Annotated in this window: 17 protein-coding genes; 10 read left to right on the top strand and 7 right to left on the bottom strand. The window is 40.5% G+C overall.

All coding sequences use genetic code 11. From position 1 onward, the window contains the following. Nucleotides 1-8: 8 nt before the first annotated feature. The 3 genes from BN6556_RS06735 (at nt 9) to BN6556_RS06725 (ending at nt 2,830) form a co-directional block, all read left to right on the top strand. On the top strand, nt 9-1,109 hold the full coding sequence (locus BN6556_RS06735) for a PTS fructose transporter subunit IIC (protein ID WP_066188723.1): 1,101 nt from the start codon (nt 9-11) through the stop codon (nt 1,107-1,109). 89 nt (nt 1,110-1,198) lie between these two features. Next, nucleotides 1,199-1,888 (top strand): D-allulose 6-phosphate 3-epimerase, encoded by a 690-nt coding sequence (gene alsE / locus BN6556_RS06730; protein ID WP_066188721.1) that lies wholly within the window; start codon nt 1,199-1,201, stop codon nt 1,886-1,888. A 231-nt stretch (nt 1,889-2,119) separates the two neighbouring features. After that, entirely contained in the window at nt 2,120-2,830 is a 711-nt protein-coding gene (locus tag BN6556_RS06725; RefSeq protein ID WP_066188720.1) for an HAD family hydrolase, read from the top strand. Nucleotides 2,831-2,927: 97 nt separating this feature from the next. Here the strand turns inward: BN6556_RS06725 and BN6556_RS06720 are convergent, their stop codons facing one another. Then, entirely contained in the window at nt 2,928-3,794 is an 867-nt protein-coding gene (locus tag BN6556_RS06720; RefSeq protein ID WP_066188717.1) for a DMT family transporter, read from the bottom strand. Between the two features lie 485 nt (nt 3,795-4,279). On the opposite strand from BN6556_RS06720, the gene BN6556_RS06715 reads away from it, so the two are divergent. The 3 genes from BN6556_RS06715 to BN6556_RS06705 all read left to right on the top strand — a co-directional run bounded on the left by BN6556_RS06715 (nt 4,280) and on the right by BN6556_RS06705 (nt 6,396). Beyond that, the gene (locus tag BN6556_RS06715) at nt 4,280-5,335 is read left to right on the top strand and encodes an LLM class flavin-dependent oxidoreductase (protein ID WP_066188713.1); all 1,056 of its coding nucleotides are present in this window, start codon (nt 4,280-4,282) and stop codon (nt 5,333-5,335) included. 12 nt (nt 5,336-5,347) lie between these two features. Then, on the top strand, nt 5,348-5,914 hold the full coding sequence (locus BN6556_RS06710) for an NADPH-dependent FMN reductase (protein ID WP_066188711.1): 567 nt from the start codon (nt 5,348-5,350) through the stop codon (nt 5,912-5,914). Between the two features lie 293 nt (nt 5,915-6,207). After that, a complete protein-coding gene (locus tag BN6556_RS06705; protein ID WP_066188708.1) occupies nt 6,208-6,396 on the top strand; it encodes an anti-repressor SinI family protein in 189 nt (62 codons plus the stop codon). Nucleotides 6,397-6,514: 118 nt separating this feature from the next. Here the strand turns inward: BN6556_RS06705 and BN6556_RS06700 are convergent, their stop codons facing one another. The 5 genes from BN6556_RS06700 to BN6556_RS06680 all read right to left on the bottom strand — a co-directional run bounded on the left by BN6556_RS06700 (nt 6,515) and on the right by BN6556_RS06680 (nt 10,484). Continuing rightward, nucleotides 6,515-7,180, bottom strand: a complete 666-nt coding sequence (locus BN6556_RS06700; RefSeq protein ID WP_066188705.1) for a response regulator — start codon at nt 7,178-7,180, stop codon at nt 6,515-6,517. Next, entirely contained in the window at nt 7,146-8,327 is a 1,182-nt protein-coding gene (locus BN6556_RS06695; protein ID WP_066188702.1) for a sensor histidine kinase, read from the bottom strand. The genes BN6556_RS06700 and BN6556_RS06695 overlap by 35 nt, the downstream gene beginning before the upstream one ends. A 158-nt stretch (nt 8,328-8,485) precedes the next feature. Next, nucleotides 8,486-9,397 (bottom strand): ABC transporter ATP-binding protein, encoded by a 912-nt coding sequence (locus BN6556_RS06690; RefSeq protein ID WP_066188699.1) that lies wholly within the window; start codon nt 9,395-9,397, stop codon nt 8,486-8,488. Then, on the bottom strand, nt 9,397-10,086 hold the full coding sequence (locus BN6556_RS06685; protein ID WP_066188698.1) for an ABC transporter permease: 690 nt from the start codon (nt 10,084-10,086) through the stop codon (nt 9,397-9,399). Before BN6556_RS06685 ends, BN6556_RS06690 begins: the two co-directional genes overlap by 1 nt. 5 nt (nt 10,087-10,091) lie before the next feature. Beyond that, nucleotides 10,092-10,484 (bottom strand): DUF4064 domain-containing protein, encoded by a 393-nt coding sequence (locus tag BN6556_RS06680; RefSeq protein ID WP_066188693.1) that lies wholly within the window; start codon nt 10,482-10,484, stop codon nt 10,092-10,094. Nucleotides 10,485-10,634: 150 nt separating this feature from the next. On the opposite strand from BN6556_RS06680, the gene BN6556_RS06675 reads away from it, so the two are divergent. The 4 genes from BN6556_RS06675 to BN6556_RS06660 all read left to right on the top strand — a co-directional run bounded on the left by BN6556_RS06675 (nt 10,635) and on the right by BN6556_RS06660 (nt 13,842). After that, on the top strand, nt 10,635-11,351 hold the full coding sequence (locus BN6556_RS06675; protein ID WP_262361280.1) for a response regulator transcription factor: 717 nt from the start codon (nt 10,635-10,637) through the stop codon (nt 11,349-11,351). Further along, entirely contained in the window at nt 11,348-13,123 is a 1,776-nt protein-coding gene (locus BN6556_RS06670; protein WP_066188691.1) for a sensor histidine kinase, read from the top strand. Before BN6556_RS06675 ends, BN6556_RS06670 begins: the two co-directional genes overlap by 4 nt. A gap of 88 nt (nt 13,124-13,211) precedes the next feature. Then, the gene (locus tag BN6556_RS06665; protein WP_066188687.1) at nt 13,212-13,517 is read left to right on the top strand and encodes a nucleotidyltransferase family protein; all 306 of its coding nucleotides are present in this window, start codon (nt 13,212-13,214) and stop codon (nt 13,515-13,517) included. Next, nucleotides 13,501-13,842 (top strand): HepT-like ribonuclease domain-containing protein, encoded by a 342-nt coding sequence (locus tag BN6556_RS06660; RefSeq protein WP_066188684.1) that lies wholly within the window; start codon nt 13,501-13,503, stop codon nt 13,840-13,842. Before BN6556_RS06665 ends, BN6556_RS06660 begins: the two co-directional genes overlap by 17 nt. A gap of 239 nt (nt 13,843-14,081) precedes the next feature. On the opposite strand, the gene cysC is transcribed toward BN6556_RS06660, so the two are convergent. After that, nucleotides 14,082-14,696: an adenylyl-sulfate kinase gene (cysC, locus tag BN6556_RS06655; protein ID WP_066188681.1), complete on the bottom strand. Its 615-nt coding sequence runs from the start codon at nt 14,694-14,696 to the stop codon at nt 14,082-14,084.

The raw sequence follows: 14,696 nt of genomic DNA, 5'->3' as shown, positions 1-14,696 counted from the left end.
GAAAAATAATGAAATTTTTAAAAGAGTTAAACCTGAAGGGTCATTTATTGACGGCGATTTCCTATCTCATTCCAATTGTCTGTGGTGCTGGTTTTCTTATTGCGATTGGAATGGGCTTTGGCGGTGAAAGTCAAGATATCTTAACCCAAGGTGAGTTTTCTTTTTGGGATGCATTGGCTACCATGGGTGGCGCTGGTTTAGGTTTATTACCAGTTGTGATATCGACAGGTATTTCTTATTCGATTGCAGGAAAACCAGGGATTGCTCCAGGTTTTATTATTGGTTTAACAGCGAATGCTATTGAGGCTGGGTTCATCGGTGGTATTTTAGGTGGTTTCATTTCAGGTTATCTTGCCGTAGCTGTGTTGAAATATTTGAAAATTCCTCAGTGGGCGAAAGGTTTAATGCCAACATTAATTATTCCATTTTTCACTTCCATTATTGGTGGGTTAATCATGGTTTACATTATTGGTTCTCCTATTGCAGCCCTTACTTCACTATTAACCGATGCATTAAACAGTTTAGGGTCTTCTTCCTTATTAGTATTTGGTGGAGTAGTTGGTTTATTAAGTGGTGTGGACTTTGGCGGTCCGATTAATAAGACGGTATTTGCCTTTGTTTTAACCATGCAAGCAGAAGGTATCAACGGACCAATTACGGCATTACAACTCGTCAATACGGCAACACCAGTTGCCTTTGGTTTAGCCTATTTCATCGCGAAATTGTTTGGGAAAAACATTTACAATACGATGGAAAGAGAGACATTAAAATCAGCAGTGCCGATGGGTGTTATTAATATTGTGGAAGGTGTTATCCCTATCGTCATGAATGATATTATTCGCTGTGTAGTGGCCGTAGCTATTGGTGGCGCTGCCGGTGGTGCCGTATCCATGGTATTAGGCGCAGATGCGACCGTACCGTTTGGTGGGGTATTGATGTTACCGACGATGACGAATCCATGGACAGGCGTAGCAGCACTTGTCGTCAATATTATAGTAACAGGACTAGCTTTGGCCTTAATCAAGAAGCATAAGGAACCAGAACAAATGGATGAGCAAACTGAAGCAGAAGAGGACGATATTGATTTAGATGACATTAAGATTTATTAAATAGGAATGAACACGGCTAGCCTGGCATGTCTGGGCAGTCGATGGGCCGGACACAATATATTTTAAATAGAAGGAGAGTCAATCGAGTCATGAAAAAAGTAGAATTCTCCCCATCCTTGATGACGATGGACTTGGATAAATTTAAGGAACAGATTACGTTTTTAAACGATCATGTCGATTCTTATCATATTGATATTATGGATGGACATTATGTTCCGAATATTACCTTATCCCCATGGTTTATCGAGGAAGTACGGAAAATAAGTGATTTACCTATGTCTGTTCACCTGATGGTAACGGAGCCAAGTTTTTGGGTGCAGCAATTAGTGGATATGAAGTGTGAATGGATTTGCATACATGCCGAGGTGCTGGATGGTTTGGCGTTTCGTTTGATTGATCAGATCCATGATGCAGGTCTCAAAGCGGGAGTTGTCTTAAATCCTGAAACACCGATTGAAACGATATTCCCTTATATTGATTTAGTCGATAAAATCACGATTATGACCGTTGATCCAGGCTTCGCAGGCCAGCGTTTTATTGATGGCACCCTGGATAAGATTGTCGAATTAAGAGAACTACGCGAAGAAAAAGGTTACCAATACGTTATTGAAATGGACGGATCATCTAATCGAAAATCATTCAAGAAAATCGACGCAGCCGGTCCCGATATTTATATCGTAGGTCGCAGCGGGTTATTTGGATTAGATGAAGACATCGAGAAATCATGGGAAATCATGAAGAAAGATTATAAGGATATGACTGGGAAAGAAATATCTTAACATGGAAAGAGGCCGATACGGGGATCTCATCGTAGGTTGTCTGAAGGCCTCTTTTCTTGTAAGATGAGTTTATTGCAGTATGTTGGATTCTCTCTTTAAGAGTAGCTAAGGCATGAAGATTTTATAGATTAAACAGCTAATAATGGCCACATGGTTCAACTAACATTGAAAACCCCTATTGAACAAAGTTTCACTTGATCTGACTGCTTTTAACTGGAGGTATGGATACACATGAAAATAGATTCCAAGACGTCTGCCATTTTTTTTGATTTAGATGATACGTTATATGATTTAATGGCACCATTTACAAGCGCATTGCAAAAAGAACTGCCTCATGTAGCGAACGCACTTGGCAGTGATGTAGACCGTTTCTTTTCGGCTACTCGGCATTATATTGACGGGCTGTGGAAAGCGTATCTCAGAGGAGAAAAGGCGCTCGAAGCGATCAGAATCGAGAGATATCAACTAGCTGCCCGGGATTTTCAGTTAACGATTTCCATGGATGAGGGCAAGCGTCTGCAAGAACAATATGAGGTGGAACAAGGGAATATTTCCCCTCCAACTGTTGTAGAAGAATTTTTAAGTGAATTGAGTAACAAGTATGTATGCATGGGACTTATCACCAATGGAACCACGGAAGGACAAAAGAACAAGATAGCGACGTTACAATTAGACCGATATTTTTCGACGGATCGCATGTTTATATCTGATGAAATCGGTCTGGCCAAACCAAATCCTGCTATATTCGATTTCGTCCATCAACAATGCCAATTGGACAATTATCAGTGTTATTATATTGGTGACTCTTGGAATCTGGATGTGGAAGGGGCACTCCCTGCGAATTGGCATCCTATTTGGTTTAACCACCGCAAACGCGAGCCACAACGTCAAACGGAAGGTTATACGGAGATTACGAGTCTTAAGCAATTAAGTATCGTATAGCTAGAGTCTGTCCGAGAAACGGGTAGAAGTGACAGTCCATGGTTTTAATCAATAAAAAAAGAAAAAACCCGCACTTTATGATGCGGGTTTTTTGTATTCATTCCTTTACTTCTTTGAACTCCCGATTGTTCCTCAAGAACATATAAAGTGAGGCGCCAAAGATGGCGATATACCCGAGAATACTCCAAAGGTCCGGGATTTGTCCAAACAATACGATACTAAAGATGCCAGAGTATACGACGGTAGAGTAGAAAAAGATGGATATTTCTTTTGCCGGTGCAAACTTATAGGCAACGGTAATGCCGAATTGTCCGACGGTGGCAAACACCCCTGCAGCCAGTAAATAAATCCATTGCTGCATCGTCATCGGCTGATAGAAAAAGAGCACGATTGGTAATAAAATCACGGTGGAAAAGGCCGAAAAGTAAAAAACAACCGTATAAAATTGTTCTTTATTCCCAAGTACACGCAAAACGGTGTAAGCGCCCCCGGCAAAAACAGCGGATAAAATCCCTGCTATATAGGGAATCATATCAAGGTCGAAGACTGGTTTGATAATAAACAAGGTTCCCAGGAAAGCAATAATCACCGAAACGACCTGAAAACGCAACACATATTCTTTTAAGAAAACGGCAGCGAAAATGATCGTGATGAATGGGCTCATCTTATTGAGCATGTCCGCATCGGAAAGGACAAGGTGATCGATCGCATAATAATTCAATAATACACCCATCATGCCAAGTGCTGAGCGAAGCAGTAAATGCTTTTGGTTTTCTTTTTTACCCAAAAGGCGTTCCTTGTGATAAACGACAAATCCGAACGCAATAACCATCGATACGGCATTGCGAAATAATGTTTTTTGTATAGTTGGCACCTCGCCTGACAGCTTAACAAACACAGCCATCAAGGAGAAGCCTAATGCAGATAGTAATAATAATAATATTCCTTTATTTCTGTCACTCATGTAGTCACCTTTCTTCTCGTTATTCCATTGTTCCACACTTTTATTATCTTAATACAAAGGGGAGAGAAATGTAAATAAAGAGGATTATAGGTCGGAAATTGGTTATTATGCTTATTATATGGCGAGTGGTGTTTTTTATGTGATAGTAAATGTTCCTAGTAAACGTTAAACAAACCGAGGTACCGATAAGGTGGATGATATAAAGTAGTTAATCTATTCCATGTAGTAAAATAAATTGTTTGTCAGCGCTCGCTTAGCATAAAAAATCGGGCAAAGTCAATTGCCTATAAAAGGAGTCTACTTAACATATTCCACCTTATCGGCAGTCCAGTGACTGCTTGGAGTGGTAAGCAAAGGACCGGGCGAATTTTTCCTGGTTTATCTAAAATGATGTATTTTCACTTTTAAAACGGATTAGGTGCGTACTTACTAAGTATTCTGTTATGATTCAAATAGCAGATAAACGCAATGAAAGGGTGCAGAATATGGAGCAATACCGCATCGATCCAAAAAAAGGATTAGAATTTGGTATCTATACATTAGGTGATCACTTACCAAACCCCGCAACGGGAGGGAGGATATCCGCGGCGCAGCGATTGGAAGAGATTGTCGAGCTGGCCAAGCTGGCAGAAGAGGCTGACATTGATTTCTTTAGTGTAGGAGAGAGCCACCAAGATTATTTCACGACCCAAGCACATTCGGTGGTTTTAGCAGCCATCGCCCAAGCGACGGAGAAAATCAAGATAGCTAGCTCTTCTACAATTATTAGTACGTTGGATCCAGTCAGGGTATTTGAGGACTTTGCCACGATTGATCTCCTATCGAAAGGAAGAACAGAACTGGTAGCCGGACGAGCCTCTCGTGTAGGGAATTTTGAATTATTAGGCTATGATTTACAAGACTATGAGGAATTATATGAAGAGAAATTTGATCTGCTCTTACAAATTAATCGGGAGGAGTATGTAAACTGGGAAGGAAATTATCGTGCCCCGCTCCGTGATGCTCATGTGTTACCCAGACCGTATCATGGTTCGCTGCCGATCTGGCGTGCGGTTGGCGGACATCCGTCTAGCGCGATAAAAGCAGGCTATGCCGGTGTTCCGATGTTTTTAGCCACGTTAGGCGGACCTGTGTCGATTTTTAAACGAACGGTGGATGCCTATCGAGGTGCGTTGGAAGAAGCCGGACATAACCCCGCTCAATTCCCGGTTGCTATTGCAGGCTTTTTCTACTTGGCAGAAACGACACAACAAGCACAGCGGGAAATCTATCCCTCGATCAATGAAGGGATGCAGAAAACCAATGGGCGAGGTTATCCGAAGCAGCACTTTGCACAGGGAGCAAGTCCGCGTGATGTGATGAATATTGGCAGTCCGCAAGAAGTTATCGAGAAGATCCTTTATCAACATGAAATGTATGGTCATCAGCGTTATATTGCTCAAATGGATTTTGGTGGGATGCCTTTTGAACAGTTACGTAAAAACATTGAATTAATAGGTAATGAAGTATTGCCAGCCATTCGTAAACACACATCAAAGTAGGGAGGTGATTGGATGAATATTGTAGCCATCGCAGGTTCCGTGGTAGGATCGAAAACGAAAACAGCGATCCAACAAACGGTGAAAATACTAGAGCAAAAATATCCTGATCATGAGGTGATGCTATTAGATCTGGCCGCATACGATATTCCCTTTAGTGACGGCAGAAATTATTTGGATTATCAAGGGGATGCCAAATATGTGACCGAACAAATCATGAAAGCGGATGTGTTAATGATTGGCACACCGATTTTTCAGGCGTCCATTCCCGGCACATTAAAGAATCTATTTGATCTACTGCCGACAAGTGCCTTCGAGGGCAAGGTGGCTAGTATGGTGGTAACGGCAGGATCGCAGCGTCATTACCTTATTCCAGAGCAGCAGCTAAAGCCGATTCTGACATATATGAAGGCACAAGTGTTACAGCAATATCTGTTTATCGAAGATGTCGATTTCTATCGTCAGGAAATTACCAATGATGATGTGTTCTATCGCATGGAACGATTGGTAGATGATACGATGACGCTGGCAAAGACATACCAACAGATGCAACAGGAGAAAGATGCAGAGTATGGTTTTTGAAAGGGAATAGAATCGGTTGCTAGACATTTTTGAGGGCCTGCTTTCCTTATGGCAGGCTTCTTTTATTGAGGAGAGAGCATCGAGTTATTTTGGATATAATTTGTCTTGTTGTAAATTCTTCATTCACCCTTTTGTTCCCTATTCTGTTATGTATTCGTTATTTTGTAAATCTGCATGTGCAAAGGAAAGCAGCGACATGACGAAAGTAACTTTCTTTTCTCATATGGTCACTTCTTCCGTTAAATAGGTTCCAAATGTGAATTAGTCTTGGTAGAATGAAAGGGCTTAATTTCATGGCATTTCACATTACGTACTATATTATGACTGATAATGGAGGCGAAATGGTGGAAAAGAGATTGGAAAATGTTTTGTTGGATCACGAATGGATCGGATTAATAAAAGAGGCCAAAAAACAAGGGTTGTCGTTAAAGGATGTTCGCCAGTTTTTGAACCATGCTAATAAACAATCAAAGGTTGAATAGTGATTTTCCGACAAACAGTGGAGAAGGGTGATCTAACGTGTCCAACTTACAAGCCTGCTTAATGTGACATATTGGTGCTCTTTAGCTTGTTAGGCTTCCCTTTTGCCTGTTCTGCTACTCATACTTTCAACAATTGATGGAGGTAGGAAACCAATTCTGCCCGATTGTTCATCTCTAATTTATCATAAAGTCTACTGCAATAATTCTTGACCGTACCAACGGATAGATAAATGGTATCCGCTATCCGCTGATTCGTATAGCCCAATGCTAACAAAGATAAAATTTCTTCTTCTCTGTCAGTAATCGTTATCTGTTTTTCTAATAATTTCTCTTTCAAACGGATGTTAGTATTCTGCTGTTGACTTAACACATCTATTAATTTTTGTTTGACAGATTCGGGAAATACCATATAGCCATTTAACACCTTTTTCATTTCCGATAATAGCCTTTCTATCTCCATGTCTTTTAATACGTAGCCTGATGCACCTAGGCGCATCGCTTCTAAAATGTAGTGATCATCAGAAAAAATAGTCAACATCAGTACTGGTGCTGTGATTTCCATGTTTTTCAGTTCTTTTAATGTTTGCAGGCCGTTCATTTTAGGCATATCAATATCTAATAAAATAAAATCAACGGGAAAAGAATCGACATACTCGATCAGGTCCAACCCATGACGCGCTCGAACAACTACCTCGAATGCCTCATCGAGATCAATCATGGTAGCCAGTCCCTCCCTAATAATCGACTGATCATCCACTACGGCTACTTTTATGCTGCCTTCCATCTGTTTTCCCCCTTTCCTTTTCTACCGGTAGCTTGCAAATAAGTGATGTCCCTTCTGAAGGAATCGATTCAATGTGCAAGTCCCCTCCACTTGCTTCAATTCTTTCCTTCATTGCATGCAGTCCAAAACCTTCCTCTCTCCCTGCTTCAAAACCGCCCCCATTATCTTCAAGACGAATCACTACCGTTTGGTTATCTGTCATGATGACGCAATGGAAATGATCTGCTTTGCCATGCCGCAAGCCATTTGTTAATCCTTCTTGCAGCATGTGGTAAACGGCCATTTTTGCGTCAGGTGACTGTATCGGGATGGAAGAGGGGATATCCTTGTGGATCTGAATTCCTGTTTTTTCTTCTGTGCTTACAAGCAAATGAATAATTGCTTGACGATAGTTTGTAAATGTGTCCTGATGTTTCATTTCATGTACAATATTGCGGACTTCTTCCAAGCTGTGTTGGGCGGAGGCTTGGATGGAATCCAAAAGCACGAAGGCATTTTTGGAATTTTTATGGAACACTTTTTTGGCTGTTTCGATGCCGATGATGGTACTGGTCAAGGTATGGCCCACAGAGTCATGAATGTCTTTGGAGATGCGAATGCGTTCATTTTCCATCAATAACCGATCTACTTCTTTAGAGGATTCATCGAGTTTCTGATAGGCTTGTGACAATTCTTCTTTCTGATCTTTGGTTATCTTGACAAAGTAGAAAGCAATATAAATTACTGCAAATTCAAGCATACGTGGAATAATAAAGCTCCATTCATGAAACGTTGGGAAATCCAGTACAATCAGCCTGCTAAGTGCATATAAAAGATACGCTGCAGTCGTGTACAGCAAGCTTTGTCGCATACGATAGGTCAAGGCCATTTCAGCAATTAAAAAATATAAAAAAATAGAAGACAGGAAAGACAAATCAAAACAAGTTATAAGAAAAGCAATCCCTAAATGCAACCACATAAACATCAAATGTAAAGTAGGCTGATTGTCCTTATTCACGACTAGCATTCTGAAAAAATCGAACAAGATAAATAAACAGCTCGCTCCTATTATTTCCATCGACCATCCATTTTCGTATATAAGAAATGGAATGATGGCGATTGGCATTAAACTGATGAAGTATATGCCCCATTTGCTCTGAAATGTCACTATATCCCCTACCTCCTGATAAATGTGGTAGTTTCTTGGTGGGTTAAAAGACTTTATGACTATAATGATACCACATTTATCAAGATAATAATGAATGATCAACCAAAAATGACATATCATAGCTACATTTGTCTCGGGATATACAAAGCCCAATCAATTTACTCCAGTTGAAGAAAAATATCTTCCAGCGATGGTTCTTCTACTTCCAATCGAAACACATCCACATCCTGCTCGACAAACCATTTATTGACCTGGGGAATGGATTCTTGCTCCTGAACAGTAATTTCTGAACTGGTTCCCCTAATCTGCACGTTTGCAGCTAATGGAGCTAAAGCCGTCTGTAATGATGCTTGCTCCGGTTCCGTGATTCGGCGATGTCGTATATAAATAATGATCTCCTGTTGATATTGCTCCTGCAGCTGCTTCATCGTACCTTGTGTTTGAATCTTACCTTTATTCATAATGGCGATTTCATCACACAGCTTTTCTACTTCATTTAAATTGTGGGAAGTTAAGAAAATGGTCGTCCCGTTGGCAGCAATTTCTCGAATCAAGGAATGAATGTTTAAAACGGCATTGGCATCGACACCGGAAGTAGGCTCATCAAGAAAAAGCAGTTTTGGCTGATTGATAATACTTTGGGCAATTCCTAATTTCTTTTTCATGCCAAACGAGAAGTTTTTGACTTTGATATGGGCGGCGTCTGCTAATCCGACCCGTTCCAAAATGCGCAGGAGATCTTCCTTGGAAAGTGATAATTTAAATAATTTTTGAAAGTAGTTTAAATGTCCCAATGCAGTTAAATCGTCATAAAATGTCGAGTAATCTGGTAAGACACCGATCTCGTTTTGTATCGCTGTTAGTTTTTTTGCCGAATGCCCCAGCATTTCAAAGGAGCCAGAGCTAGGATTTATCAGACCGGTTACCATATTAATCAAGGTGGATTTGCCTGCTCCGTTTTTACCTAAGAAACCAAAGATACTTCCTTGGGGGATTTGTAAATCAACCGAATCGACGACCGTTGTCTTGCCATATTTTTTGGTTAATTGATCTGTTTGCAATGCTTGCATTATAAATCCCTCTTTCTAAATATAAATAAACTGAACAGCATAAATAAAATAGGAAAGATCACCACGAAATAACTGTAATAGGCTTCTTCCTGTGTGTAATAAAAATAAGGAGTGACATAACCGATCGCTTCCATATAGAATTTGTCTGTTCCTGTACTCCATAAGCCGAGCACCGGGAAAGCAATTGCTAGAATAATACCTAAAAACATCGTTAAGGCTGGTTTGGAGATCACTGTCGAAAGTAATAATGTCCAGCCAATAAAATAAGCGACAAAGATAATCGATTGGATCAGATCTAAGAACGAGAATGTCTTCGAAAATGGGACAATCAGTAATAAAGCGACGGATATGCACACACTCCAAAACAATAAATTTCCAATGAATTTTCCTAAGATAATCTGATCGCGGCTTGTTTTGGTCGCCAAAAATCGAATCGTTCTTGTATCGATTTCTTTATTGACGGCGTTGTGCGATAGACTGGTGACAAATAATGGGGACGCCAAGAGTAATACGAGCATCAACCCCATCGCATAGGCGTCTTGCCCCAGCCCCAATTCCTGAAGTTGCACCTCGAATTGGCGAACCAAACTGGCAGCACCAACCGTTACACCAAATAATACGGAGATAATCACAATCGAGCGAATACTCGTCATTAAGCTTTTGAATTCTCTAAATCCTACAGTAAACATAAAGATTACACTCCTTCTCCTGTTATGTACGAACGCTGGCGAATCACAACCCTCACACCAGCGATTAAATAAATAAGGCTGCTGAAAATGCCGAATCCTACTGTTGATAAGGTACCAAATATGGCAGCTATCACGAGCAAGCATCCCGCTGTTTGTACCCTGTATGCCTTTTTTAGTAGTAGAACAGCAGCAATGCCACAGAGTACCCAAACCCCTGATATGGCAGACAAATAAATAAAAAAGTGATTGGATAAATGGTGAGACTGGCTAAATGTATCGGCAAATGCTAATCTTTCTGGACTTCCTTCCAGACTAAACATCCAGATACTGCTTGCGAGTAAGGCGACAAATAGTAGCACACCGATGATCGATACCATTATTTCTGTTTGATGTTTCATTTTCTTCTCTCCTTCTTCTTTGCTGGTTCCACTTTACTAAATACAGTTGTCCTTGGCTTGAACAGCACCTAACCAATCGATTAAAAAAAACTTGATTTGTTCAACTGTTGGTAAACTTGCTGTGTTACGATGCCTATGGAGGTGTGAGAAGTGGGGAGTCAAACGAATATTTTAATTGTCGATGATGAAACAGCCATTGTGAGTATGTTGGAAATGATGCTGAAGAAAGAAGGATTCCAGAGCATCGATAAAGCATATACCGGGCAGGAAGCCATGGATATAATAAAAGAACATCAGACGGATATTATTATCTTGGATGTAATGCTGCCAGATGGGAGTGGATTTGATTTTTGTCCAAAGATTCGCGAGCTGACGAATGCGTATATTCTCTTTCTGACAGCGAAAGTATCGGATTTAGATGTGTTGACCGGCTTTGCGACAGGTGGGGATGATTATGTGACCAAACCATTTAACCCGTTGGAAGTCGCAGCAAGAATCAAGGCCTATCTGAGGAGATCCAGCCACAGTGAAGCCGGATATACTTATGAAAAATCGACCGTCTATGATTTTGAACGGTTTCGTTTGGATGAAAGTGCGGGTGAGCTAATGGTTAATGGCAACATCGTTCCATGTCCAACGCAGGTGTATTTACTGCTGCTCTTTTTCTGTAAGCATCCCAACCGCGTTTTCTCCAAAGCCGATTTATTAGAGGCGGTTTGGGGATTTGATCACTATGCCGATGAAAATACTGTAGCGGTGCATATCCGAAGAATTAGAGAACGAATCGAAGAAAATCCGAGTAAGCCAGAACTGCTACTCACAGCACGAGGGTTAGGCTATAAATTGGTAAAAGGTCAGAGCATATGAAAAAGCTGCGCGGACGTTTGTTTGTCAACTTTTCGATCCAGTTTGGTTTTATTTCATTGTTGATGATTTGTGTGGTTACTCTTACGTTTTTTATTGGCTTATTGTATATTGCCAACGCGGATAGAGAAGCCGATTATTATCAAGCGAAATTAGATGAATTAGCAATTGAATTGTACGAGCCAGCCGAATACGAGGACTCTGGAAGAAGTATAACGGAAGTACTGCCGGAAGGTACATGGCTGCAAGTGATTAATCAGGCGGGGGAAGTGGTCGAATCAGAAAATACACCACCTGATTTGCAAGAGCGCTATAGCAGCATGGATATATTGCAAATAAAAGAGAGAGAACAGTTAGGGGACTATACCCTGAAATATACGATGGAATATACGGTGCCGCTGAAAAACGAGCCTGCAGAGCCGTATCTATATGTGCTGGGCTATAAAGAACAAGCAGCTTTGCTGATGAATGAACTAACGGAAAATAACAATCACCAAGGTATGATTGATGAAGCCGATCAGCCGGAAATAGAAGCGAAATTAAATGAGCTGGAGGCAAGCCTGGAGATTTATGATCAAGAAGGAAATATCGTGCAACAGTTTGGCGATGATGAAGAAAAGCAGCTTCAGCCATTAGAACTAATGGAAAAAGAGGTTTCACCAGATAATTATTCGGTGAAGCAATATACTTTTTTAGATAGGCCGTCGGGTCATGCGTGGGTTCTTTCTGCTCCTAATCAGGAAAAGATGGAGATGCCGTTAACGACCTATCGAGACATTGTCATCGGGATTGTGATGATTGCCGGAATTATTTTATTGATCACGTTGCTTATTTCCTTTTGGAATAGCTTTCGTTATGGTAAACCGTTGTTCATTTTCACCAATTGGCTCAATCGGATGGGGAGCGGTAATTATGAAGAAGTTTTAACCGATCGTGAGAAGAAACAGGTGTATCGAAAGAATGGTAAAGTCAAGCGGAGATATAAATTGTATAAAGAAGTATTCGCTGCCTTCTACGATATGGCGGAGCAACTGGATGCTTCCCGCAAAGAAAGGGAACAGCTGGAGAAAAGCAGGGAGGAATGGGTAGCTGGGATTTCTCATGACCTGCGTACCCCGCTGACTACGATGGAAGGGTATGGGAGAATGCTGGAGAATGAGGATTATGACTGGTCGAAACAGGAGCTTCAGGCCATCGGGAAAACCATCTCTGAAAAGAGTGATTACATGGTGGATTTAATGGAGGATTTTATGCTTAGTTTTCAATTGAAAAATGATGCGATGAATATTCCATTTTATCAGGTAAATCTCCCTGCCTATCTGGAGCAAATTCTTGCAAAATTCCAGATGGATATATCGTTTAGAGACTATCCGATTACGGTGGATTCTACGAGACCGGATCTGGAAATAGCGATTAATAAGCGATTATTGGAAAGAATGATAGATAATCTGATCTATAATGCGTGGAAACACAATCCTCCTGGCACGGCGATTCATATGGAGGTAAAGGAAGCAGTGAATGAGAAAGGATTGAAAATCACCATTGAAGATAATGGGGTAGGGATTGATGAAGACATGCAGCAGCACTTGTTCAGCCGCTATTACCGTGGCACCAATACAGACGAGAAAAAAGAGGGGAGCGGACTTGGTATGAATATTGCCTTGCAAATTGCCAAAGTCCATCATGGCGATATCACGGTGACATCACAAAAGGATAAAGGGACAACGGTTGCCGTTTATTTGCCGTATGTATCCAATTCTGCTTTGAAATCATGATTAAAGCATAGATACGCTGTATGTGATGATAGGATTCGTGAAATAGTGGTATAATAAAAAAACAAGTATTGAAAAAGGCGGTGAGGTCATGTTATCACAACAAGAAATTCTTGATGAATTGTCTAAAAAACTAAATATCTGGAAAGAAAAATATGGTGTGAAACGGATTGGCTTGTTTGGTTCGTATAGTCGCGGGGAACAAAATGAATCAAGTGATATTGATATCATAGTGGAATTTCATGTAACATCTTTGTCTTTTGATAATTATATGGATTTGAAATTTCAACTGGAGGATCATTTTCAAAAGTCAGTCGACCTTGTCATAGTAAATGATATTAAACCAGCGTTAAAACCTAGTATAATGAGGGATGCTATTTATGCAGAGGGAGCCTAAGGTATTTTTTGAAGATATTTTAAATGCTGCAATAAAAATAGAGGAATTTACAAGAGGAGAATCCTATGATGAATTTTTAGATAATGATTTGGTTGTAGATGCGGTGATTAAGAATATTTTAGTTATTGGAGAAGCTGCTAAAAACATTCCGTTAGAAATGCGAAGGCAGCATCCCGAAATGGAGTGGAGAAAGATGGCTGGGATGAGAGATATGATGATTCATGGCTATTTTTCGATTAATTATCAAATTGTCTGGGATGTGGTGCAAAATAAAATTCCTGAATTAAAACAGCAAGTAGAGCAACTATTAATAGAAATGGAGTAATTAAAGGATATTGGTCAAGGTTTCGTTCAAAGTGATACTAGATCACTTTGATTGATGACCTTGGTGTAGTAACTCCAAACCATATGATAAAAATTAGGACCATTTTTAAGTGTTATATTATCGTTTTTGTGTATGATGGCAGGATTGTTTTTAAAAGAAAAAGACCTCTATCATAAATGTATGATCCCATATAAAGCATACATCTTATGATAGATGGTCATTTTGTTTGCGTAAAAAAATTAATAGGAATTCCTCGTAATCCACCCTTGCTTTTCAAGGAACTGTAAAATGGTGGCGACGCCTTCCTCAACCGATTGCTGCTCGGTGTCGATGATTAACTCTGGGCTTTCTGGTTCCTCATAAGGGGCATCAATCCCAGTGAAGCCCTTGATTTCTCCGGCTCGTGCTTTTTGATACAGTCCTTTAGGGTCGCGTGCCTCACAGCCGTCGAGGCTGCATTTGACATATATCTCAATAAATTCTTGACCGTTTAGCAGGCTTCGTACATTATCGCGATCTTCCTTGTAAGGTGAAATAAAGGCAGTCAAGGTAATCAGTCCGGCATCGTTTAATAATTTGGCAACTTCGCCGATGCGACGGATGTTTTCTTTGCGATCCTCGGGACTGAAGCCAAGATTGTTATTTAATCCATGACGGATATTGTCGCCATCCAAACGGTAAGATCGAACACCACGTTCATGCAGAGCCTTTTCTAATGCTACGGTGAGCGTGGATTTACCGGAACCAGACAGCCCTGTGAACCACAATACAGGACTGTGATGGTTATTTTGATCAAGTCGGTGCTGTTTCGTCACGATGGAATCATGCCAAACAATATGATTCGTTGCTGTCAT

The organism is Gracilibacillus timonensis (genome assembly GCF_900086715.1).
GTDB lineage: Bacteria > Bacillota > Bacilli > Bacillales > Amphibacillaceae > Gracilibacillus > Gracilibacillus timonensis.
The sequence above is the reverse complement of the archived record's forward strand: the minus strand, read 5'-3'. Positions and strand labels throughout refer to the sequence as shown.

What these genes read in the sequence shown, in the direction of transcription:
- alsE (WP_066188721.1), top strand. Translation starts at nt 1,199, where the DNA reads ATGAAAAAAGTAGAATTCTCCCCATCCTTGATGACGATGGACTTGGAT.
- BN6556_RS06725 (WP_066188720.1), top strand. Translation starts at nt 2,120, where the DNA reads ATGAAAATAGATTCCAAGACGTCTGCCATTTTTTTTGATTTAGATGAT.
- BN6556_RS06700 (WP_066188705.1), bottom strand. Translation starts at nt 7,180, where the DNA reads ATGGAAGGCAGCATAAAAGTAGCCGTAGTGGATGATCAGTCGATTATT.
- BN6556_RS06705 (WP_066188708.1), top strand. Translation starts at nt 6,208, where the DNA reads ATGGCATTTCACATTACGTACTATATTATGACTGATAATGGAGGCGAA.
- BN6556_RS06685 (WP_066188698.1), bottom strand. Translation starts at nt 10,086, where the DNA reads ATGTTTACTGTAGGATTTAGAGAATTCAAAAGCTTAATGACGAGTATT.
- BN6556_RS06710 (WP_066188711.1), top strand. Translation starts at nt 5,348, where the DNA reads ATGAATATTGTAGCCATCGCAGGTTCCGTGGTAGGATCGAAAACGAAA.
- BN6556_RS06735 (WP_066188723.1), top strand. Translation starts at nt 9, where the DNA reads ATGAAATTTTTAAAAGAGTTAAACCTGAAGGGTCATTTATTGACGGCG.
- BN6556_RS06665 (WP_066188687.1), top strand. Translation starts at nt 13,212, where the DNA reads ATGTTATCACAACAAGAAATTCTTGATGAATTGTCTAAAAAACTAAAT.
- BN6556_RS06660 (WP_066188684.1), top strand. Translation starts at nt 13,501, where the DNA reads ATGCAGAGGGAGCCTAAGGTATTTTTTGAAGATATTTTAAATGCTGCA.
- BN6556_RS06670 (WP_066188691.1), top strand. Translation starts at nt 11,348, where the DNA reads ATGAAAAAGCTGCGCGGACGTTTGTTTGTCAACTTTTCGATCCAGTTT.
- BN6556_RS06680 (WP_066188693.1), bottom strand. Translation starts at nt 10,484, where the DNA reads ATGAAACATCAAACAGAAATAATGGTATCGATCATCGGTGTGCTACTA.
- BN6556_RS06690 (WP_066188699.1), bottom strand. Translation starts at nt 9,397, where the DNA reads ATGCAAGCATTGCAAACAGATCAATTAACCAAAAAATATGGCAAGACA.
- cysC (WP_066188681.1), bottom strand. Translation starts at nt 14,696, where the DNA reads ATGACAGCAACGAATCATATTGTTTGGCATGATTCCATCGTGACGAAA.
- BN6556_RS06720 (WP_066188717.1), bottom strand. Translation starts at nt 3,794, where the DNA reads ATGAGTGACAGAAATAAAGGAATATTATTATTATTACTATCTGCATTA.
- BN6556_RS06715 (WP_066188713.1), top strand. Translation starts at nt 4,280, where the DNA reads ATGGAGCAATACCGCATCGATCCAAAAAAAGGATTAGAATTTGGTATC.